This window comes from Xanthomonas sp. JAI131 (assembly GCF_013410075.1).
Lineage (GTDB): Bacteria > Pseudomonadota > Gammaproteobacteria > Xanthomonadales > Xanthomonadaceae > Xanthomonas_A > Xanthomonas_A bonasiae.
Genome location: NZ_JACCCN010000001.1, coordinates 333,026 through 355,155, shown reverse-complemented (window position 1 = coordinate 355,155; position 22,130 = coordinate 333,026). Strand labels below are relative to the sequence as shown.

At 69.8% G+C, this 22,130-nt stretch carries 8 protein-coding genes; all 8 read right to left on the bottom strand.

Annotated features, from left to right (window positions below; all coding sequences use genetic code 11):
* Positions 1–211: 211 nt before the first annotated feature.
* Positions 212–1,801: a glycoside hydrolase family 27 protein gene (locus HDC36_RS01470; RefSeq protein ID WP_179563895.1), complete on the bottom strand. Its 1,590-nt coding sequence runs from the start codon at positions 1,799–1,801 to the stop codon at positions 212–214.
* A gap of 56 nt (positions 1,802–1,857) precedes the next feature.
* Positions 1,858–4,278, bottom strand: coding sequence for a glycoside hydrolase family 127 protein (locus tag HDC36_RS01465; protein WP_179563894.1), 2,421 nt, complete (start codon positions 4,276–4,278; stop codon positions 1,858–1,860).
* 207 nt (positions 4,279–4,485) lie between these two features.
* Positions 4,486–7,395: a TonB-dependent receptor gene (locus HDC36_RS01460; protein WP_218847969.1), complete on the bottom strand. Its 2,910-nt coding sequence runs from the start codon at positions 7,393–7,395 to the stop codon at positions 4,486–4,488.
* A gap of 444 nt (positions 7,396–7,839) precedes the next feature.
* Positions 7,840–10,203, bottom strand: coding sequence for a S9 family peptidase (locus HDC36_RS01455; RefSeq protein WP_255432561.1), 2,364 nt, complete (start codon positions 10,201–10,203; stop codon positions 7,840–7,842).
* A 385-nt stretch (positions 10,204–10,588) separates the two neighbouring features.
* Positions 10,589–12,169, bottom strand: coding sequence for a family 43 glycosylhydrolase (locus HDC36_RS01450; RefSeq protein ID WP_179563893.1), 1,581 nt, complete (start codon positions 12,167–12,169; stop codon positions 10,589–10,591).
* Positions 12,166–16,407: an Ig-like domain-containing protein gene (locus HDC36_RS01445; RefSeq protein WP_343204316.1), complete on the bottom strand. Its 4,242-nt coding sequence runs from the start codon at positions 16,405–16,407 to the stop codon at positions 12,166–12,168. The genes HDC36_RS01450 and HDC36_RS01445 overlap by 4 nt, the downstream gene beginning before the upstream one ends.
* A 92-nt stretch (positions 16,408–16,499) precedes the next feature.
* Positions 16,500–19,334 carry a TonB-dependent receptor gene (locus tag HDC36_RS01440; RefSeq protein ID WP_179563891.1) on the bottom strand — a complete coding sequence of 945 codons (2,835 nt, stop codon included), beginning with the start codon at positions 19,332–19,334 and terminating at the stop codon, positions 16,500–16,502.
* Positions 19,335–19,648: 314 nt separating this feature from the next.
* Positions 19,649–22,018 (bottom strand): Tat pathway signal protein, encoded by a 2,370-nt coding sequence (locus tag HDC36_RS01435; RefSeq protein WP_179563890.1) that lies wholly within the window; start codon positions 22,016–22,018, stop codon positions 19,649–19,651.
* Between the last annotated feature and the right edge of the window lie 112 nt (positions 22,019–22,130).

Below are 22,130 nucleotides of genomic sequence, written 5' to 3'. Positions count from 1 at the left end.
GCCCACGGGCATGCATGCCCGTTGCTTTCGGTTCAGCCAGGGAGCCGGTGCATGCCGGCGTCGCGCTACGTGGAACTCGGCACAACGCGTGTCGTTCCGTGGCGATGGATGTCATCCATCGCAAAACCGTGCCACGCGCGCAACACGCAGGCAGGCGCGCAGGCAGGACGGACCGCGCCGGTACTGGCGCGTCGCTGCCTTCCTGCCGAACTCAATGCGGGTGCGCGATCGGCGGCGACAGCCGCAACAACACCACGCCATGCGCCGCGACCTGCACGTCGCGCAGCTGGCCGGCGGGATGGCTGCCGCCGCGCCACAGATCGCGCCAACGGCGTCCGCGCAGCGCGGTGCCGGCATCCTCCGCCGTCAGCGCCACACGATGCGATTGCGCATCGCGATTGAACACGCCGAGCGCGACGCCGCCATCGGCCAGCGGCTTGCGCCAGATCTCGATCGCGCCGTCCTTGCGCACCGCCCTGCCCTGCACGCCCAGTGCATCCTGGTCGATCGCCAGCACGTCGCGGTTGCGCAGCAGCGCCAGCGTCGCCGGCGTCATCTGCCGCAGGTCGTTGCCGAGCAGCAACGGCGCCGCCGACAGCGCCCACAGCGCCAGGTGCGTGCGGTACTCGTCCGCGCTCATGCCGCCGTTGCCGATCTCGAGCATGTCCGGATCGTTCCAGCCGCCAGGCCCGGCGTCGGCGGGATCGCCGTTGCGGTCGAAACCGATCGAGGCCATCTTCGCGTAGGTGTCCTCGATGTCACCGGTGGTGCGCCACAGATGGCCGCCGACCTCGCGCCCCCACTGGCCGACATGGTCGCGGCCGTACTGGCACAGGCTGTAGACGATCGGCCGTCCGCTCGCGCGCAGCGCCTGGCCCATCTGCAGGTAGGCGCGGCGCACCTGTTGCGGTTCGCGGAAGATGCCCTCGCCCGAGCACAGGTCGTACTTGACGTAGTCGACGCCCCAGCCGGCCCAGGTGCGCGCGTCCTGTTCGACGTGGCCGTAGCTGCCGGTGTAGCCGGCGCAGGTCTTGGGACCGGGCGAGCTGTACAGGCCCAGCTTCAGCCCCTTGCCGTGCACGTAGTCGGCCAGCGCGCGCATGTCGGGAAAACGCGCGTTCGGCTGCAGTACGCCGTCGCGGTCGCGCTGGCCCTGCCAGCCGTCGTCGATGTTGACGTAGACGTAACCGGCATCGCGCAATCCGGAGGCAACCATCGCATCGGCGATGCGGCGCACGGTGGCGTCGTCGATGTGCTCGGCGAAGCGGTTCCAGCTGCTCCAACCCAGCGGCGGGGTCTTCGCCAGGCCGTCGACCGGCAGTGCGGCATAGGCCGGCAGCGGCGCGACCGGGAACGCCAGCCGAGCCGCATCGGCCTCGCTGCCGCGGCTCGCGCGCACGTCCACCTGCTCGTCCCAGATGCGGCCGGCCACGTGCAGCTGGCCGTGCTCCAGGGTCGCGGTCCACGGCTGCGCCGGCAGCCGCGGATTGCCGTTGTCGATCTGGAAATGGGCCACGTCGCCGTCGATGCGCAGTTGCTGCATCGGCACGTCGCCATACCAATCGGTGGTGATGCTGCCCTGCGCCTGGCCGTCGCGCTGGACGATGCGCAGGTAACGCGGACCGGGAAACGACGGCCCCTGCGCGATCACCCAGATGCCGTGCAGCGGGCTGGCCGGCGCCATCGCCGCGGCCGGCGGCGGCGCGTGCGCGCAGCTGCCGCAGCCAGCCACGGCGAGTGCGAGCAGGCCGCGCCACAGCCAGCGACGGGCGGGAAAAGCGAAGCGCGAGCGTGACGCCATCGATGGTTCCTTTCAGGGCGCGACGCCAGCGCCGCCTGCGTGCGTTGCCGCAGCCGTCACGCGCGCGCGGCCGGGATCAACCAACCGCCGAACAGCGGCCCGGCGGTATCGCCGTGCTGCGGCTCGATGCGGAAGGTCAATTGCCTGGCGCCGGTCAGCGCCGGCGGCAACGCGTAATCGCGATCGACGAAGTCGATGACCTGGCTGCGGTCCACCTGCACTTCCACCGCCAGCTTGCCGTCGATCAGGATGTTGAAGCGGCCCTTGTCGCTGCCCCAGAAACGCAGGCGCAACGCCAGCGGCTGCGCGCTGCCTTTCATCTGGAACTCGACGAAGCCCTTGCCGCGCACGTCGCGGCATTGCTGGCGGCGGTAGGCGCCGCCGAAGGACGTATCGCTGCGCAGCTTGTGCGCCTGTTCGGAAGCCTCGTCGCCGAACTGGATCATGTCCACCGCGGTGGCCTGCAGCGCGGCGCGCTCGGCCTGCTGGCGCGCGCGCCGCGCCGCTTCCTGCGCCCATTGCGCCGGCGCCATGCGCTTGAAGTACAGCGCGCTGCGGCGTTCGTACTGCGCGTAGAACGGCACGAAGGTCAGCCCCGGCGGCTGCGTGGCGGCGGCCAGGAAATGCCCGGACTGCGGCAATTCGGCGAACCCTGCCAAGGGATCGGCCGCGGCCACCAGCGCCGGGTCCGGCGCATCGTAGGGATCGGCGACCGGGCCCAGATCGGCGGCCAGCGCCAACGGACCGCGCATCACCACCACCGTGTCGGCATCGCCGGCGGCATGCTCCAGGCGCAGCGGCATCGCCAACTCCAGTTCGATCACGTCGCCGCTGCGCCACTGCCGCTCCAGCGCCAGGTAGCCGTCGGCGGACGTGCCGCGCTGGGCCTTGCCGTTGACGCGCAGCGTGTAGCCGCCCTGGCACCAGGCCGGCAACCGCAGCAGCAGGCGGCGCGGCGTGCGTGCGCCGGCGCGGCGCAGTTGCAACCGCACCTTGCCGTTGTCCGGCACGCCGCTGTCCAGCTCCAGCGCCAGATCGCGCTCGGGCCAGTCCAGGGTCGAGGGGATGTACAGGTTGACGTAGAGCGAGGCCGCGTCCTGCCAATAGATCGAGTCGCCGAACTGCGCGTGCGCCTCCATGCCGCTGCCGACGCAGCACCAGAACGAATCGAACTTGTCGGAGAAGCCGCGCTCGCCGCCGCTGATCATCGGCGTCATGTAGGTGAACATGCCGGTGGCCGGATGCTGCGCGGCCATGGTGTGGTTGTGCAGGGTGCGCTCGTAGTAGTCGAAATAGCGCGCCTGCGGCGTCCACTGGTACAGGTGCCGGGTCAGCTTGAGCATGTTGTAGCTGTTGCAGTGCTCGCAGGTCTGCTCGGTCAGGAACGCGGCGATGGTGTCCGGTTCCTGGAAATACTCGCGGTCGGCATTGCCGCCGATCGCGTAGCTGTAGTGCCCGGTCACCGTCTCCCAGAAGAAACGCGCCGCCGCCGCCGCGTCGGCATCACCGGCGACCTCGAACTGGCGTGCCTCGCCGATGAACTTGGGCACCTGGGTATTGGCATGGATGTGCGGCAGCTCGTCGCGGCCGGCCGCGGCCGGATCGATCACCTTCTCGTGCCGCAGGCGCTTGCCCAGCGCGACCCAGCGCTGATCGCCGGTGCGCGCGCCCAGTTCGATGTAGGACTCGTTGAGGCCGCCGAACTCCGTGTCCAGCAGGGTCTGCATCTGCGCGTGGTCGAGCGCGTCGAACACCCCGCCCAGATAGCCGGCCAGCGGCAGCAGCACCTGCAGCGCCTGCGCGTTGCCGGCCAGTTCGTGCGCATCGAGCAGGCCGGCGAACAGTTTGTGCACCGTGTACAGCGGCGACCAGCTGCCATTGAGATTGAACTTGCTGCCCTTGATGACGCCGCGGCGCACCTCTTCGAACACCACCTTGCCGTTGTCGATGGTGCCCTTGTCGTTCTTGCGGGTGAGCCCGCCGACGTAGCCGTCCGCGTCCTTGGCCTGCGCACGCGCCAACTCGGCGACGATGTAGTCGATGCGCTGGCGCAGCACCGCATCGCGGGTTTGCGCATGCATCTTGGCCAGCGCGCTGAGGTAGTGGCCGAGCGTGTGCCCGGCGATGGTGTCGCCCTCCCAGCCGCCGTAGACCTCGCCCTTGGGCGGCAGGCCGGCGTACTGCAGGAAGTTGTGCAGCAGGCGGTCCGGTTCCAGTTCCAGCAGATAGCGGCGGTTGGTCTGCAGCGAATCCAGGAACAGCGACGGCTTGAGCGTGACCTGCTTCAGCGGCAGCGCCTGCACGGCACCGGCGCTGGACGCGGCGGCATCCAGCGGGAAACGCAGCAATCCCGCGGCCACGGCCAATGCGCTCCATTGCAGGAAACGGCGCCGCGATGGATCCAGCGCCGCCGCCGCGTCCGCGGACGCGGTGTGCGCGCAGTGCGCCGTGTGGACATGTCCGGAGCGCGCGCTCATCGGGCACCGCGCGAATGGATGGTCACGGAGAACCGAGGGGAAAGGCGAGACGGCATTGCTTGCTCCTTTGCGCTTGGCGGCGGCAGGCGCAGGCCCGACCGCGGCCACGAACGGGCGGCCTGTCGCCACTGTGTCATCGATACGTCATCGCGTCTTGTCGCCACGGCTGCGCGAACATGCGGATTTGTGCCGAATCGCGCCCGCCGCTCACAGCGCCAGGCGGATCCCGCCGTAGTACATGCGCCCGATCACGTCGTACACGCCGGCGTGGTAGCCCAGCTCGAAGTTGGCGCCGCCCGCCTCCGCCCCCGGCACCCGCGGCGGCGCGCGATCGAACAGATTGCTGACCCCGCCGAACACTTCCAGCCCTGACTTGAGCCGGTAGTAGCCGGACACGTCGCTGTAGAACACATTGCCGGTCCACACCTTCTGGTAGTCGGTATCGGTGATCTCGGTGCTGTTGCGCATCTTGGAGAAGTGGCGCAGCGACCAGGTCGCACCGGCATGCGCATTGGACCAGGTGCCGCGCAGCACGCCCTTCCAGGACGGCGAGCCGAACACGCCGGCGAAGCGGGTGACGTCCTCGGGCTGGTCCGGATCCAGCGTGTAGTCCTGGCGGATCAGGTGCGTGTAGTTCAGGTCGAACGACAGCGCGCCGGCATTCTGGCCCCAACGCTCCGCCAGGTCGTAGCGGTATTGCGCGAAGAAGTCGACGCCGCGGGTCAGGTAGCGCGACAGGTTGAGCTTCTGGGTCACCACGTTGAGCAGGTTGCCGTCGGCGTCGCGGCTGACGAAGGAACAGAACTGGTTGTCCAGGGTCGGCGCGTCCACGCACTTGTTGATGATGGTCTGCGCCGGGAACGAATCGATCGCGCCGCGCAGGTCGATGTTGTAGTAGTCCACCGACAGCGAGAAATCCTTCAGGAAACGCGGACGCAGCACGATGCCGACGGTGCGGGTCTTGGCGGTCTCGTTGGCCAGGTCCAGGTTGCCCTTGGTGATGATGTCGCGATACAGCCAGTAGGTGCTCTTGTCCGACGGATTGAGCTGCGTGCAGTTGGCCGCGGTGTACTGGCTGCGGTCGGTGCGGTAGCGCTGGTTGTAGGTGTTGCACGGGTCGGTGATCCACATGCCGCCGATGCTGCTGGCGGTGTACAGCTCGCCGATGTTGGGCGCGCGCACCGCCTTGCCGTAGGTGCCGCGCAGGGTGATGTCCTGGATCGGCGCCCAGTCGATGCCGAACTTGTTGGTGACCGTGCGGCCGGCGGTGTTGTAGTCGGACACGCGCACCGCCGCGTCCACGCCCAGGCGCTGCGCGAACAGCCTGTCGGCCAGCAGCGGCAGATGCAGTTCGCTGTAGAGTTCCTTGACGTCGTACTGCCCGACCAGCGGCAGCTGGGTGGTGCCCAGGCTGGCGTCGTAGGCCGGATTGGCCGGATCGTACTGGGCGATCGCGCCGATGTCGTTGCGCTCCTTGCGGTACTCGCCGCCGAACGCGATCTGCGCTTCGCCGCCAGGCAGGTCGAACATGCCGCCGGAGGCATAGGCCGACAGCACCTGTTGGGTCATGGTGGTGGTGGCCCAGTCCGAGGTGTAGCGCAGGTAGCCGATCTCCTGCGCGGTCAGGCGCTTGAACGGGTTCAACGGCACGCAGCCGTTGCCCGGGTCGGTGAGCGTGCTGCGGCAGATCGCGCTGCCGTCGGCGCCGGCGGTGGAATCCACCGCCAGGTAATAGCGCGTGTAGGACACCGTATCGATGTCGCGGTTGCGCTGCTCGGTGCGGCCGTAGGAGTAGTACGCGCTGTAGTTCCAGGCGCGGCCGCCCAGGCTGAAGTCGCCTTCCAGGCCGACTACGCCCTGCAGCAGCTGGCGCCGGTACTGGCTGCCGCCCTGACCCAGTTCGTCGTCGAAATGCCGCGCGAAGTAGACCCCGTCGGTGATCGTGCCGCCGTTGGCCGCGCGCATCTCGTCGGTGATGAACGGGCTGTCGGCCGGCACCGCCTCGCTGCCGAACGCGCTCAACGCGCGCCACGCCGATTGCGAGGTGGTACGCGAATAGCCGACGTTGGCGAAGAAGCGCAGGCTGTCGCTGAAATCGAAGTTGAGCGTGGCGCGGCTGGCGAAGCGATCCGACGGCACCGCCAGATACCACGAGTCGTAGCGGCCGCCGTACTCGCCGCCGTCGGTGAGCAGGCTGCCCAGTGCGGTGGACGGATCGGCCAGGCTCAGCGGCACGCTGTTGACGTAGCCGCCCGGGCCGAGCACCGGCGCACGCAGCTGGCCATCGGCGGTCATCGCATAGTGGCGGCCGCCGAGGATCAACTGCGCGTCCTCGGCGTTGTTGATGTTGCGGTTGTTGTCGGAGATCCAGTAGCGCTGGTTGCGGTTGTTGCGCGTGTACATCGGGTAGCCGGTGGCGGTCCACGGACGGTCCTGGCCGGACACCGAATCGGGCTCGCGCTCGTAGAAACCGTAGACGGTCACGTTGCCGCGGTTGTCGGCGAAGTTGTGCCCGAACAGCGCGTCGACGCTGTTGCTGCGCATGTCGCCGCGGCTGGAGATGCCATAGCGCGCGCTGGCGTCCAGGCCCTGGAAATCCTTCTTCAGGATGAAATTGGCCACGCCGGTGACCGCGTCGGCGCCGTACAGCGCCGAGGCGCCGCCGGTGATGACTTCCACCCGTTCGACCAGGCTGGAGGGGATGTTGCTCACGTCCACCGCCGAGGTGCCCGGGATCGCCGGCACCTGGCGGCGGCCGTCGACCAGTACCAGGGTGCGCTGGGTCCCCATGCCGCGCAGGTCCAGCGCGTTGATGCCGGGATTGCCGGCCAGGTTGCTGGTCTGGCTGGTCTGGGTCAGGGCCAGGCTCGGCAGCTGATTGACCACATCGGCGATCTCGGTATAGCCGGCTGCGCGGATCTGCTCGGCGCCGATCACGGTCAGCGGCGTGGGGCCGTCCAGCGCGTCGTTGCGACGGATGCGCGAACCGGTGACGACCACGCTGTCCAGGGTCTTGGCGTCGGCGGCGCTGTCGCTGCCGTCGGCGGCCGCGGTGGCGCTATCGCGCACGGTGGTCGCCTCCTGCGCCGCCGCCGGCAGCGCGGCGAGCAGCGCCATGCCGATCGCGGCGCACAGCAGCGTGCGCCCGTGTCCGCGTCGATCGCGACAGGCGGAGGCCGGAAATGGGGAAGGCAAACGAACGTCGCGCATGGACTATCTCTCGGTTGAGCGGCCTGCACGCAAATCCAGGCCGCACGACGCCGTGCTCTCGCTGCGCATGGCAGCGAGAACCTGCATCGATCGATGGAGGCCGTGCATCCCCGCACGGCGCAGAATGCGGTGCGCGTGTCGCGCATCGGAAAAAACCGTTGCGCGTCTTCGCGCCCCGGGAAGAACCCGTTGCGCGTCGCTACGCACCGCAACTGCAGAGTTTCACGTCGGCAGGGTCAGCGTCTTGTGGAAAAACGTCGCCTTTGACGTGGAAATTTGTCGATATGTTGCGATGTGTCGCAGCCACCGCCACATGCCGCGCGCCAGCTCACGCGGGCACGCGCGCAACCCTCAGTGCGCGACGGGCACCGATGCCGCCGCCTGCCGGTTCCAGTCCGGCGTCGGCGCCTGCTGCAGCCAGCGCACGAAGAAGTCCGCCAGGCGGCGCCGGCCATAGTCGCCGCCGGCGCCGTGGTCGCCGCCCGGCACCACCAGCAGATCGAAATCCTTGCCGGCCTTGATCAGCCGATCGGCGACCTGGAAGGTGCTGGCCGGATCGACGTTGTGGTCCATGTCGCCGGTCACCAGCAGCAGGTGCCCCTGCAGTCGCGCGGCGTTGTCGACATTGGACGAGGCCGAATACCACGGCCCGACCGGCCAGCCCATCCATTGCTCGTTCCACCATATCTTGTCCATGCGGTTGTCGTGGCAGCCGGAATTGGCCACCGCGGCGACGTAGAACTCCGGATGGAACAGCAACGCGCCGAGCGCGCTCTGGCCGCCGGCGGAGGTGCCGTAGATGCCCACGCCCTGTTCGATCGCGTACCACGGATACTGCGCCGCCACGGCGCGGTGCCAGGCGATGCGATCGGGGAAACCGGCGTCCTTGAGGTTGCGCCAGGCCACGTCGTGGAACGCGCGCGAGCGGTTGTTGGTGCCCATGCCGTCGACCTGCGCCACGGCGAAGCCGAGCCCGGTCAGCGCCGGCACGCGCGCGCTGAAGGTCTTGGGCACGAACGAGCCGTGCGGACCGGCGTAGATGTTCTCGACCACGCGGTAACGCTGCTGTGGATCGAGCCCCTGCGGGCGATGGATCACGCCCCAGATCTCGGTCTTGCCGTCGCGGCCGGGCGCGTGGAACGGCAGCGGCGGCACCCAGCCGGCGGCGCGCAGCCGGGTCAGGTCGGTGCGCTCGACCTGCTGTACCAGCGCGCCGTCGGTGCTGCGGCGCAATTCCAGCACCGGGCCCAGGTCCACGCGCGAATACAGGTCGAGCAACCAGCGTCCGTCCGGCGACAGCACGACTTCATGGTCGGCCTGCACCGGCGTCAGCGCAGTCAGACCGCTGCCGTCCAGGCCGATGCGATAGGCCTGACGGTAGTAGGGATCCTCGCCGGGGGTCATGCCCGAAGCGGTGAAATAGATCTGCTGCGCGGCCTCGTCGACGCGCTCGACCTTGCGCACCACCCACTCGCCGCGCGTGACCTGGCGCGGGGCGCCGCCGCTGCGCGTGTCGTACAGGTACAGCTGCTCCCAGCCGTCGCGTTCGGAGGCCCACAGGGTGCGCGCGCCATCGGCGAAATCGTGGCGATAGCGTTTGCCGCCGCCTTCGTGGGTGCCGCTGAGATCGGAATACTCGATGAAGGTCGGCGAGGTTTCCTCGATCAGGGTGCGTGCCTGCGCGCTGCGTCCGTCCGCCTCGATGACCCGGTAGCGCTGGTGGCCGCGCTCGTTGTACTCGAAGGTGAAGCCGCTGCCGTCGCTGCGCCACTGCGGCCAGCTCAGCGCGAACGCATTCGGGAACAGCGTCGCCGGCACCGCCGTTGCCTGCCGCGAGGCCAGGTCGAACAGCACCGGCTGCAACACCGGCAGCGGATCGCCGGGCTTGGCGTAGATCTGCTGGTGCAGCTTGGGCTGCAACTGGTCCGGCGGCGCCGACTCGATGTAGTACACCGTGTGCAGCGGCGCCGGTTTGACCCGGTAGGCGACCAGCCGGGTCGAGTCCGGCGACCAGGCGATGCTGTCCGCCGCGTAGTACTCGGTGGCGCTGCCGTCGCGACTGAGCGCGACCGACGCACCGCCGGCGGCTGGCGCGACCACCACGTTGCCGGCCTCGACCCAGGCGCGTCGCTTGCCGTCCGGCGACGCCTGCGCATACGCCGGCCCCTGCTTGAGCGGGATGCTCATGTCGTAGGAATCGGGCGGCAACGCGCCCATCTCGGTGCGCGTGCAACGGTACTTCGGCAGATCGCACTGCCAGCGCACGCGATAGCTCTCGAACACCAGCCGGTGCGCATCCAGCTTCACCTCGTACAGCTGCAACGCCGCCGCATCGACCGGCTTGCCGCTGGCCGCGGACATCGCCGCCGCCAGCCGCGCATGATCGAACGCGGGTTCGTTGCGGCCGTCGGCGACCGCGACCCGGCGGTACTCGATCGCCGGTGCGGCACCGCTCCGCGCCAGCGAACGCCGATACAGGAAATGCCCGGCGTCCAACCACACCGGCTGCGACGGCTGGTGGTCGACCAGCGCCTCGTAGCGGCTGCTCAACGCCTGCGCGCGCTGGTAGTCGTCCGCGCTCGGCGTTGCCGCCAGCGCGAATGCCGGCAGCAGCGACAACGCGGCGATGGCGGCGCAGAACGGGCGAGGCGCGTGGCTGCGCGGATCGCGGCGCAGGCGGGCCAGGGAGAGGGGGGTCGAGCGAATGCGTTGCATGGGATACACGGTCTCTTCGCTACCGGCCTGCCTTGGATTCAGGCCAGGCGACGCAGTGCCCTCGCCGCCTGCTGCAGCGAGAACCCGCATCGATCATCGGAGGCCGTGCATCCACGCACGGCACGGAACGCGGCGCGCATCGCCGCGCATCGCCAGCCACGATCCTTTCACGCCTTCGTGTGCAGCGTCTTGTGCAAAAGCATCGCCTTTGACACGGAAATCTGCAGATGCATTGCAAACGGTGGCGGCGGCTGGCGCGTAGCGCGCCCCGTTCCCGCGCCGTCGTGCGCGGTGGTCGGCACACGGCAAGGCGCCGCTTCCGGCCTGGCGTCATCCGCAAACCGAGCCGGTCGCGGCGTTCCGATGCGGTGTCGCCCCGTGCCGGTCAGGGCGCGTCGCAGCGCTGCGCATCGGCAACGCCGGCCTGGGCCAGGCGCTGCGCGCGCGTGGCCCACATTTCCCATTCCTGCACCGCCAGCGCGGCATAGCGGCCGTCGCCGCCGGAGGCGTCGAACACCGCGCGCACGCAGCGCGTGGTCACCGGCGCGAAACGCAGCGTCTGCACCCGGCCCGCGACCGGACTGTTTGGGGCCTGTGCCAACGGCAGCCACTGCCCGTCCTTGCGGTATTCCAGATGCCAGCGCGACGGCGGCGCCACGCCCTCGTTCGCGCCGGGCGGATGGTCGGCCCAGAACACGATGCGGCTGCGCTGCAGCGTCACCGGTTGCGCCCAGCTGTACTGGATCCACTGCTGCGGCGGATTGTGCGCGGTCCAGCTGCCCCACATCTGCGGCGGCAGCGGATTGCGCTTGACCACGCCGTCGTTGAGCGCGGCGATCCAGTACTGGTGCGGGATGTCCGGGCCGTTGGAAGCGCTGGCGGATGCATAGCGGGCGACGTTGCGCTGCACCGGCTGTGGCGGCTGCGGCGCGCGCGTGGCCAGCACCGGGCGAATGCGCGCCGGCCGCTGCGTATCGTCCCAGTCCAGCCGGTCGATCGCCACGCTGCGGCGGAAGTGGCCGCCGCCCTTCGCATCGGCGGTGTGATAGACCAGATACCACTGGCCCTTGAATTGCACGATGCCCGAATGCGAGGTGGTGGAGGACACCGGCGGCAGGATCACCCCGCGGTAGGTCCACGGCCCCAGCGGCGACGGCGCGCTGCCGTAGGCGATGCAGGCGTGATACAGCGTCGGGGTGCAATCGGAGTCGGGTCCGGCGCGGTTGCCGGCGTAGGCCATGTAGTAGGTGCCGTTGCGCTTGAACAGCCACGGCGCCTCGAAATAGCCGTCCAGCGTGGTCACCGCCACCGCCGCGCCCTTGGGCGTGACCATGTCGCGTTCCAGCTCGATGCCGAACAGCTTGCCGAAGGTGCCCCAGTACAGATACACGCGGCCGTCGTCGTCGACCAGCACGGTCGGATCGATGTTCTGGATCGTGTTCCTGACCGGCAGCGACTGCGACAGGATCGGCCCTTGCGGGTGCGCGTCGCGCCACGGCCCCAGCGGGCTGTCGGCGACCGCCACGCCGATCGCGAACGGATCGGCGTTGGGCGAGCGCTTTTCCTCCACCGGCGCGTACAGGTAGTAGCGCCGGTCCGGCCCCTGCACGATCTGCGCGGCATAGGCGCGGCCCGCGGCGGCCCAGGCGAAGACCTGCTCCGGACGCAGCAACGAGGGATAGTGGGTCCAGTTGCCGCTGCCGACATTGTCGGTCGCCAGCATTTGCCAGCGCTGGATCACGAAGTCGTTGACGTCGGGCGGCGCCTCGTCGCGGCCGGCGATGATGTACAGCTTGCCGTCGGCGACCAGCGGCGCCGGATCGGCGGAATAGTCATGGCCGTCGGCCAGGATCGGATTGCCAGCGCTGTGCACGCTGCGCGCGCGCAACGGTGCCGCCTGCGCTGCGGCAACGGCAAGCGCCAGCAGCAGGCAGGCGCCGATGCGCGCGGCACGGCGCAGGCTCATGGCGCCACCGCCGCATCGACCACGATCTGCAGCCGCACCGGCAACTGCCCGCTGCCGCCGCGCCCCTGCGCGCTGCCGACGATGCTGGACGTGCCCGGCGCCGCATACGCGGCCGGCACCAACGGCGGCCACTGCACCGGCACCCGTTCGCGCGAGCCGTCGTTGTACTGCACGCCGACGAACGCCGGCAGCGCCGGCACCTGCCCGGCACGCACGTGCAGTGGCGGCGGCGCCTGCACCGTGTTGATCTGGCCCGGCGCGGTGGCGCGCACCCAGATGCTGGCGTTGACCGGCAGGCCGCCGTCGGCCAGGCCCTGCAGCTGCACGCGGCCTTCGCTGGCCAGCGCCGCCGCGTCGAGTTGCGGCCAGCGCACGCCCAACCAGTCCCAGCTGCCGTCGGCGAAGTAAGCGGCGATGCGCTGCGGCAGCGCCGGCGTCTCGCCCGGCGCCACCCGCACGTCGATCGGCTCGACCGTGTCGGCGCGCTCGGCGAAGACCTGCCATTCGTCGATGCCGACCGCGGCATGGCCGTCGCCCTGTGCCGCGGTGTCCAGCACCGCGCGCAACGCGGTGGTGGTAACCGGTGCGAACGCCACGCGGCTCGCTTCGCCGCGCGCGGCGACCGGATAGCCGCCGCGCACCGCGATGTCGCGCCACTGCTCGCCATCGCGGTATTGCAGCTTCCACGCGCGCGGCGGCGCCACGCCGCCGTCGGGCTGGTCGTCCCAGAAGTAGACTGCGGCGCCGTTCAAGCGCTGCGGTTGCCGCCATTGGTACTGCACCCACACCGAGGTCGGTTGCGCGCGGCCCCAGCTGCCCCAGCGGCGATCCGCGGACGGCGCTTGATCCGGCGCGGGCAGCAGCCCGTCGTTGAGCGCCTGCAACCGGTGGTGGCCGGCGGTGACCTGCGCGCTGGCCTCGGCGTCGCCCTGCACTTCCAGGCCCTGTCCGACCGGCGTCGGCGCGGCGACCACGGCCACGTCGGCATGGCCTTGCAACGCGCCATCGTCGGCCTGCAAGCGCAGCGTGTAGGCGCCGGGCGCGGTGAAGCGCACGCTGCTGCTGGCCGCCTGCGGCTCTTCGAAGATCGCCGCGCCGCCCGGCGGCGCCTGCAGCACGCGCCACTGCAGCGCCAAGGTGCCGTTCGGCAGCGCGTCGTCGCCGACGCGGCCAACGACACGCAGCGTGCCGCCACCGACGCCGTCCTGCTGCCAGGCCTCGACCTGCGGCGCCCGGTTGGACTTGGCCGCCGGCACCCGCGCGCCGCTGGCATAGGCCTGGATTTCCTTGATCCCGGTGCGCAGCGTGCCCGCATGGGTCACCAGCACGCGCAGCCGCTGCACGCGCAGCGCGGGGAAGCGCACGCGGTTGCGATTACCCTGCGCGATCGGCGCATCGCGCACCTGGCCGGGCACGGTCTTCCAGGACTGTCCGTCGAAATACTGCAGCACGTACAGCCACGGCGGCGCGTAGCCGGCGCGGGTGCCGGAGGCGAAACCGTGCTGTTCGCCGGGCGGCGAGGAGCTGCGGTAGAAGTACAGACGCACGTCGTCCAGCGTCTGCGGCCGGCCCAGGTCGAGTTCGATCCAGTCGCTGCGCGACGGCGACCCGGCCGTGCCCCAGAACGGTTCGTTGGCGGTGCTGCCGTCCACCGCCGCGGTGGCCGGGAACGCGTCGGCGGCATAGCTGGCGCTCACCGTCGCACCCTGCGCGAGGTTGTGCGCGGTCGCCGGCAGCGTGGTGTCCGCGCCGGCGTCGGCCAGCACGGCGGTGATGCGCGCATCGGCGGCGAAGCGCACCTGCGCCGGTGTCTGCAAGGCGATGGACCTGGAACTGACCACACGCAGCTGCGCGGCGTCCGCATTGACCGCATCCGGCAGCGCCTGCACGCGGCTGCTGGCCGGGTCGTAGAGCACATGCGCCAGGCGATCGACGGTGAACGCCAGCTTCCCGTCCAGATACAGGGAATAGCCCTTGGGCACCGCGCCGCCGTAGTGGCGACCGTCGCGGTCCCAGACGATGGACAGGTCGCGATTCCGGTAGCGCACCGCGTCGGCGGCGAAATGGTCCCAGCCGATGTCGATCGGATACAGCTCGATCCTGGCGTCGCTGCGCGGACGCAGGCCCATCGCGTCCTCGATCACGGTGAAGTTGGTCGCGCCGAGCTGGGTGTGGTGGATCCACGAGCGGTAGCCGATGCTGCCGCCGTCGGCGGCGCTGCCCTGCGCCCAGAACTCGTTCTGGTCCGGGTAGCGGTTGTCGCCGTCGATGTAGTGCGCCCAGGCGTTCCAGTACAGCAGCTTGCGGTAGCTGCCCGCGTCCAGGTACGGGCTGGGATAGTCGCGCAGCGCACTGCCGAGCAAACGGAAGGCGACGGTGGAGTTGATCACCGAGAAGTTGTTGCTGCCACCGGCGCCGCGGGCCTGCCGGTCGGCCTGGTTGGCGGTGTAGAACGGGAAGATCGGGTATTGCCGCGCGTCGGCGAACAGGCGCAGCGCGCGCACGTATTTCGGGTCGTAGTCGGCATCGCCCTGCCTGGGCATCAGGCCGACGCTGAACGGGTAGTAGTTGTTGGTCTCCTTCCAGTCCACCGGTAGCCGCGCGCCATCGGCCTGGCGCTGCTTGAGCAGGTCGCCGTGCAGGCCCATGCCGTCTGCAGTCGCGCTGTGGTCCTGCCACAACACATCGAGCACGGCGCGGCGGATCTTCGCCGCCAGCGCCTGCATCCGCAACGCGGTGGCCGCATCGCCGGCGAGCTGCGCGGCCTGCGCCGCGGCCAGCGCGTTGGCGTAGACGTAGGCGCTCTCGCTGCGGTCCATGCGGATCTGGCCGTGCTGCTTGGCCCAGTCGAAGGACACCGCGTCGGCGTCGTTGCCGGTCATCGCCGCCCAGTCGTACTCGATCAGGCCGTTGCCGTTGCGGTCGTAGGCGCGCAGCAGCGCGTCCACGTCGGCGCTGGCGTAGCGTGCCAGCTGCGCCGCCACCGCCGGCGGCCCGCCGTGCAGCTGGTAGGCGCGCCAGGCGGCGGCGCTGAGGTATTGGGCGTAGGAATTGGACCAGTTCTCCGGCGCGCCGGGATTGTCCACGTACTTGCCGCCGCCGGCGGTCTCGCCGGCGCCCAGCCACGAGCCGTAGGCGTAGCTGGGATCGCGCAGGTACTTCAGGTCGTCGATGAACATGCCGGTGGTCAGCACGATCGCATTGTCGTAGCCGAGCACGCCTTCGATCGCCACCGGGAACTGGTAGTCGTTGCCGGGCACCGCGGCATCGAGAAAATTGAAGCGCAGCAGCCACCAGCGATAGAACAACGTCTTGTCGATGTTGTCCTCGGGCGTGTCCAGGTACGGCAGGTTGTCGGCCCACCAGCGGTTGTAGGCGACGACGTGCTCGGTATAGGCCTGCTGCGGCGATTGCGCCGCGATGCGCCGGTACTCCTGCAACGACGCCGGCAGTTCGCGCGTGACCAGCCCGAGCTGCACCTTCAGCGTGGCCGCTTCGCCGCTCGCCGGCACTGCCACGCGGCGCGCGATGGAACCGCCATCGACCGCGAAGCCGTCGCCGGACAGGCGCGGGAACACCGTGGTGATCGCGTTGTGGGTGGCGAACGCGCCGGTGAGCTCGGCACCGTCGGCATGCGTGGCCATCGGCGAGATCGCGCGCAGGGTCAGCGTGCGCGCCATGCCGTCGCTGCTGGACAGCGTGGCCTCGGCCACGGCCACGTTCTGCTCGCTGATGAACTTGACCAGGCGCAGCCGCACGCCGGCGCCGGCATCGGCGTAGACGCTGCTGAAATAGCTCGGCGTCTGCCGCCGCTGCGCGCTGTCCTCGACCAGGTGCAGCGGCTTGCCGTCGATCTCCGCCTGCAGCCGGAACAGCGCATCGTGGCCGGTCTTGTGCGCATAGGCGACATCGCCGACGAAACCCGGCTGCTGCGGCTGGTGGGTGTACATGTACGCGGCGCGGCCGCGGCTGAACAGCCAGTTGTTGTCGTCGTCGAAGCCGCCGCCGGTGCCGCTGCGCGCGAGCATGCGATCGATCCAGAAATCCCTGCCCGGCGCAGTGCCGGCGCCGGCCGCCAGATCGGCGGCGAACACCCGCTGCAGCTGCCCGCCCGGCGCGAAGGCCACGCCGCTGTCCGGAATCGGCGTCGGCGTGCCCTTGAAGCGCGGATAGCCCAGCGCGGCGTTGCTGGCCTGCAACGCTTCGCCATCCGCCGCGGCGACGGCGCTGGCCGCCACCGCGCCGCACGCCGCGCCCAGCAGCACCGCGCGCAACGCGGCGGCGGCGCGCGGCCGCCGCCATGCCGCGGCCACGCCGCCTGTCGGCAACCTCAAAACTCGGTCCTGAGCCGGGCCCAGAAGTAGCGTCCCAGCGTGTCGTAGGTGAACGCGTCGGTATTGGCCGCGCTCGCATAGCCGTAGTACTGCGGCGGCTTGCGGTTGCCGACGTTGTTGGCGCCGGCCGACAGCGTGGTGTGCAGGCTCTCGAATTTCCGGCTCAGCGAGACGTCGTGGTAGGTCACCGTGCCGACCTTGAAGTAGACGCAGCTGCCGTCGGCGGCGGTGTTCACGCAGAAGTCCTCGTAGGCGCTGCCGACCGTGGTCGGGCCGAGCAGGCGCGTGTTCCAGCTGGCGTGCCACGGCCCGTTGTCCCAGCCCAGGTTGAAGCTGGCGCGCCAGCGCGGCATGTTGCCGTAGCTGGACATCTCGCCGACGTAGTTGTGGTCGTCGCCGCTGAACTTGTAGCTGGACAGGAACGTGGCATCCACGCCGGCCTGGAAGTTGCCCCAGGCGGTGTCGCGCAACGCGTACTTGATGCCGATGTCGTAGCCGCGGATATCGACCTTGCCGCTGTTGATCGCGAACGGCACGGTGACGCTGACCAGTTGCCCGCTGGCGTTGCGCTGGATCAACGGACAGTAGGCGCTCTGGCCGTCGTAGCAGTTCTGCAGCACCTGATCCAGGCCGACGCCGTTGATCATGTCGTCGAGGGTGACCCGCCAGCTGTCCAGGTTCAGCGACAGGCCGTCCGCCCAGCCCGGATCGTAGACCGCGCCGACGTTGTAGGAGCGGCCCTGCTCGGGCTTGATTGCGAAGCCGGCATTGGCCGAGCCGGTGGTCAGCACGGTGAACGAGGACGTGTTGACGAAGCTGCCGTTGGTCGGCACGTTGGCGCAGGCCGCGGCGTTGCCGCCGCCGGTGTAGCCGTTGCACGGATCGGTATAGTCGCCGGTGCTGTCCACCACCGAGTTGTACGGCGAGCCGTACAGGTCGCCCAGCGCCGGCGCGCGGAACACCTCCGAGCCGGTGGCGCGGATCAGCAGGTTGTCGATCGGCCGCCATTCCAGCGCGACCTTGCTGTTGGTGGTGTTGCCCCAGTAGTCGTACTTGGAATAGCGCGTGCCCAGGTTGAGGTTCAGCGCCTGCGCGCCGGGCACGTCCTTGAGCAGCGGGATCAGCACCTCGGCATAGGCTTCCTTGATCGTCTCCTCGTGGCCCTGGTTCATGATGCAGCCGTCGTTGTAGTCGCAGTTGCCTTCGGCATCGGCGGCGGCGACCGGATTGCTGGTGCCCTGCGAGAACCCGTTCTTGCGGAACGACAGCCCGAACGCGGCCTGCACCATCCCCGCCGGCATCGCGAACAGGTCGCCGTTGACGCTGGCCTCGGCGAACTTCATCGTGCTCTCGTCGATCAGGTCGACCGCGCTCTGGGTGGCCTTGATCCCGGCGATGGTCGCCGGATCGTCCGGATTGAACACGTTGATCGGGGTACAGCCGGAGATCACGTTGCCCGGCGTGCCGCACTTGACCACCCCGTCGCTGTCCAGGAACGAGGCGCCGACCGCGTTGTTCAGCGCCGAGGTGATCGAGAAGCCGTTGCGCACCAGGGTGTCCTTGTAGCGCGCATAGCCTGCCGCCGCGTCCCACTGCCAGCTGGTGTCGGCGAACTTGCCGCGCAGCCCGGCCACGATGTTGGTCTGATACATGGTCGAGGTGTAGACGCGGGTGTTGGCCGCCTCCGAGCGCAGCAGGTAGCGCGACAGCTGGCTGCCGAACGGGTTGTAGTAGTTCTGCGAGGCGTTGGGCAGCTCCAGGCCATAGGCGGTCAGCTGCGAGGTGGTCTCGCTGCGGGTCCAGAACATGTCCAGGTAGCCCTGCACGTTCGGGGTGAAGTCGAAGCTGGCATGGGCGGAGAAGTTGGTGCGCTGCACCGGCGTGATCAGGTACTGGCCGTAATAGGAGTTATAGCCTTCGACCGCCTGGCTGTAGGTGTGGAAGTCGCTGGCATCGACCGCACCTGGCGCCAGTCCGCTGTTCGGGGTCAGCACGCTGCCGTCGCTGAGGAAGGCGCGGGTGCCGTTGCCGCGGCGCTCCACCACCTGGCCGTTGAGATAGTTCACCGCGGTCTTGGCATAGCTGCGGTCCTCGTCGTACAGCGCGTTCATCGAGCTGCGGCTCAGGCCCAGGATCAGCCCGCCGCGCTCCCAGGTCTTGCCCCACTCCACGCCCACCGAACGGCGGTTGCCGTCGCCGTGCGTGCTCTGGCCGTAGTCGACGGTCGCCGCGGCGCCGTCGTACTTGTCCTTGAGGATGATGTTGACCACGCCGGCGATGGCGTCGGAGCCGTACACCGAGGACGCGCCGTCGGTCAGCACCTCGATGCGCTCCACCATCGCCGCCGGGATGGCGTTGATGTCCACGCCGGGCGCGGCGGACACGCTGCTGGCCGGGCCGGCCATGCGGTGGCCGTTGACCAGCACCAGGGTGCGCTCGGCGCCGAGGTTGCGCAGCGAGACCAGCGCGCGGCCGTGGCTGAAGCCGGAATTGAGCGAGATGTTGGGCATGTTGCCGGCCATCGCCGGCAGCTGCTGCAGCAGCTGGCCGAGCGTGTCCTGGCCGCTGTCCTCGATCCGCTGCCGGTCGATGGTGATCACCGGGCTGGCGGTTTCCGCATCGACGCGGCGGATATGGCTGCCGGTCACCGTGACCTTTTCCAGCGTGGTGGCGGCCGCGTTGTCGGCCGTGGCGTCCTGCGCCAGTGCGGCCGGCGCGGTCGCGGCCAGCGCCAGTGCGGTGCAGATCGCCGCTGCCAGCGGGCCCGGCCGCTGCGCGCGGCGCCACGAAGACGGGAAAAGCGGCGCAGCGCGTTCAGACAAAGACGACATCGGGATTCTCCTGGGCGGCGACGCATGACGATCGGCAGGGCCGGCATGCCCTTCCCCGGGCTGCCATCCCCATCGCCAGCGGTCGTTGGCGGGACGGAACAGGGCGTCGTGTGCAAGGCGCGGCGGCAGCGCGAGCTGCCGCCGTCGCCGCTGCGTGCGGCGCTGCATCGTGCAGGAATCTCCCCCGGAGACTTCATTGCACGGACACAATGTGCGCGTACCGTGATGGCGTCGTCTTGTCGTATTTATCGGTTAAACGTGCGGAATATCGCATTGCGCGACGCGCAACGGGACATTTCCGACTTTTTCGCCACTCAGCCGTAGGCGGCCGAAATCGTCATTTCCCGCGCCGCGCCGGCGGGCACCTGCACGCGCTCGTTGCGCGGTCCGGACAGCGCCACCGCGCGGCCGTCGATCAGCACCTCGCGCACCTGCGTGCCGGCCGGCACACGCAGGGTCAGCCAGGTGCGTGCCGGTGCCTGCGCAGGCAACCTCAGCGTGCCGTCGATGCGCTTGCGCGCCGGATCGCCGCGCAGGCTCAACGACACCGCGCCCCAGCGGGTCGGTGCGGCCTGGATCGCGATCGGCTCGCCGCTGCCCAGCCACGCGCGCGGCAGCGCGCGCGCCAGGAACAGTTCCTCGCCGGCGCTATCCTCGAACACCAGCATCCAGCGCAGCAGCAGCGGGATGGTCATCTGCGCCGGGATGCAGAACAGCGGCATGCCGCCGGTGATGCCGCTGACCTCGCCCGCGGTCCAGCTGCCGCGCGTGTGCACGTGGTAGCGGTGCGCGTACAGGAACAGCAGGTATTCCTCGATCCGGTCCAGGCGCAACAGCTGCTGCGCGTAGCCGTAGGAGATGAAGCCGAGCAGGTCGCGCCCTTCCGGGGTGGGCGGGGCGATGTTGCCGACCACGCCCAGGCTGGTGCCGCCGTGGCCGCGCACGCAATCGATGACCAGGTGCGCGAGCTCGTCGGGCAGCACGTCGGCCTGCAGCAGTTCGGCGTAGGCGCGGTGCGGCCAGCCCTGCTCGCTGGGGCTCTCCTGCTGCAGCGACTGGCGGAAGGTCAGCTTCACTCCCGGCAGCGGGCCGATGTAGGCCGGCTTGAGGTCTCGGCGGATATTGGCACGCAGGGTCGTGTGCAGCTGCGCGGTCAGTTGTTGCGCGCGCCGCCGCCACTGCGCCGCGGCGGCCTGCGCGCCCGGCCCGGCGATCGTGGTCCACACCGCGGCGATGTCCTGCCAGCCGCGGATCGCCAGCGCGCTGTTGGCGTAGTACGGCTTCCACCACAGGGTCGGGTCCGGGAACAGGCAGGCGTCGGATTCGTTCCAGCCATGGATCAGGCCGTGCCCGGGCGCCTTGGCCGGCAGCTTCAGGCTGGCGTCGTGCAGTTCCAGCAGGATCTGCACCGTCGCTTCGATCTTGCCGCGGTGCTTGCGCAGCAGCGCCGCATCGCCGGTGTAGCGCAGGTAGCGCGCCAGCAGCGACAGGGTCAGGCCGAACTGGCCGGTCTCCGCGCCGCGCATGTTGACCATGCCGTCGTCCTGCACGAAGTCGCTGAAGTAGCCGTCCAGCACCGCGCCGGCCTGGGCGAAGCGGCCCCACTCCAGGTTCGCGTACAGCGAGCTGGTGAAGGTGTCCTGGAAGCCGTCGTATTCGTTGCCGTAGTAGTCGCGATCGACCGCGCCGTATTTCGGATAGGTGCCGCCGGGGCGCACCACCAGTTCGCGGGCGAAGGCGAAGCGCGCCATGTCGCTCCAGCTGGCATCGGGCAGCTGCGCCTGCACGGTGTCGGCGAGCAGCCCCTGCCAGTAGCCGGCGAAGGCCAGCAAGCCGCGGTAGAAGTCCTCGGCGCTGCGCGGACCGCGCCGCGGCGGATAGTCGGGATAGCTGTAGCCGTACACCACCTTGGTCACCTGGCCGTGCTCGACCAGCGCGCTGCGGTGCCAGGTCTGCACGATGAAGCGATCGGTGGCGAGCACGTCGGCGAACAGCAGCACATCGTAGTAGCGGCCCTCGCCGGCCGGCACCACCTTGCGCACCGCCGGCATCCAGCCGCCGATCAGGCCTTCGTGGCGGCGTGCGACCAGTTCGGCCTTGCCCAGCTCGGGAAAGGCGTGCAGCGCGCGATAGGCGCGGGTGCGGCCGTCCGGATACACGGGTATGGTGTCGGCGCATTCGCGGGTGCCGACGAAGGTCGTCCACGGCAGGCGCCCGTTGTAGTCCTTGGGATCCAGTTGCGAGGCCGGCGGCGGCGCCGCGTCGCGCACTTCGTCCATGCGCGGATCGCCGTCGCGCAGCAGGCGGTCGGCGAGCAGATCGGCTTCGGCCAGCGCCACGTCGGCCAGCTTCATGCCGAAGTACGGCGCCTGCGCGCTGGGGTAGACCGCTTCGGTGCGCTTGCCCAGCACCAGCGCGCCGCCGGGGCCGAGCAGGGTCAGGTCGCCATCGGCGCTGCGCAGGTCTTCGTACACCTGCCACTGCGCGCCGGCCTCGGTGAAGCGGCATTGCAGGGTGTGGCCGGCTAGCGCATCGGCGGCCAGCGGCTGCAGGCGTGGCAGGGCCGGTGCTGGCGCCGCGGCGGGCGCTGCATTCGCGGGCGCGGCGATGCCGCCGGCGAGCGCTTCGACACCGGCCACCGCGCCGACCGCCAGCCCCTGACGCAGGAAATCTCTCCGATCCATGTACCGTCCCCCGATGAGCAATAGCGCATCATCGTGCGCCGCAGGTGCGGCGACGTCTTGTGCGCTGTGTCGAGGATCGGTGCGGAAAATTGCATAGCGCCGGGTGGGGTGC

What these genes read in the sequence shown, in the direction of transcription:
- HDC36_RS01470 (WP_179563895.1), bottom strand. Translation starts at nt 1,801, where the DNA reads ATGGCGTCACGCTCGCGCTTCGCTTTTCCCGCCCGTCGCTGGCTGTGG.
- HDC36_RS01465 (WP_179563894.1), bottom strand. Translation starts at nt 4,278, where the DNA reads ATGAGCGCGCGCTCCGGACATGTCCACACGGCGCACTGCGCGCACACC.
- HDC36_RS01460 (WP_218847969.1), bottom strand. Translation starts at nt 7,395, where the DNA reads ATGGCGCTGCTCGCCGCGCTGCCGGCGGCGGCGCAGGAGGCGACCACC.
- HDC36_RS01455 (WP_255432561.1), bottom strand. Translation starts at nt 10,203, where the DNA reads ATGCAACGCATTCGCTCGACCCCCCTCTCCCTGGCCCGCCTGCGCCGC.
- HDC36_RS01450 (WP_179563893.1), bottom strand. Translation starts at nt 12,169, where the DNA reads ATGAGCCTGCGCCGTGCCGCGCGCATCGGCGCCTGCCTGCTGCTGGCG.
- HDC36_RS01440 (WP_179563891.1), bottom strand. Translation starts at nt 19,334, where the DNA reads ATGTCGTCTTTGTCTGAACGCGCTGCGCCGCTTTTCCCGTCTTCGTGG.
- HDC36_RS01435 (WP_179563890.1), bottom strand. Translation starts at nt 22,018, where the DNA reads ATGGATCGGAGAGATTTCCTGCGTCAGGGGCTGGCGGTCGGCGCGGTG.